The sequence below is a fragment of the Bacillus sp. LR--39 genome (assembly GCF_053613335.1).
Genome location: NZ_JBSIOT010001276.1, coordinates 1 through 585 on the forward strand (window position 1 = coordinate 1; position 585 = coordinate 585).

The 585-nt window shown below is 46.5% G+C and carries 1 protein-coding gene and 1 pseudogene; both read left to right on the forward strand.

Features of this window, described 5'->3' with window-relative positions; all coding sequences use genetic code 11:
• A pseudogene (locus ACWHAR_RS29935) lies at window positions 1-207 on the forward strand (urea ABC transporter substrate-binding protein); the annotation flags it as partial.
• Between the two features lie 262 nt (window positions 208-469).
• A partial coding sequence (locus ACWHAR_RS29940) for a hypothetical protein (RefSeq protein WP_452088791.1) occupies window positions 470-585 on the forward strand: 116 nt, incomplete at its 3' end.

Below are 585 nucleotides of genomic sequence, written 5' to 3' on the forward strand. Positions count from 1 at the left end.
GAATGTACTGCAACGAAGAAAGTGTCGGGAGTCACGGGGGTGTGAGAAAACAATTGATATCGACACAAGCGGGGAATCAGTGAAGGCCGGAATTCTTCACTCATTAAAAGGAACGGTGGCGATCAGCGAAGTGACCGTCCATGATGCGGAGTTAATGGCAATAGTCGGGTTCTCGGTATCGTGGAGGACGGCGCCTCAGACTGGCCTCCATGCCATGCTTCCGATTGCGGAGCAAAACAACGGGCTGCCATCAGGAATGTAACGTCTGGTTATGATCAATCGATGGTTTAGCACAGCCTTAGCATGGAGGTTCACCCGGGGCAGATTGTCGCTGTATTAGGCCGAAATGGAGTCGGCCATCCACTCCATAGGCCTGCTTCCGGCTAAACAGGGGGGCTATTTATTTTAATCAAACGTTTGTTCAAAGCGAAAAGGCGGCCAACAGCAGCTTGCAATCGCCAGAGCGCTGATGGTAAATCTGAAAAATATTTTACTTAATAAACAATTGGAAGGAATTCAGATTTTAATTGTCGAACTAGTCAGACAAGTTATTATAGAAATTTCCAGAAAAAAAGACATTTGTTA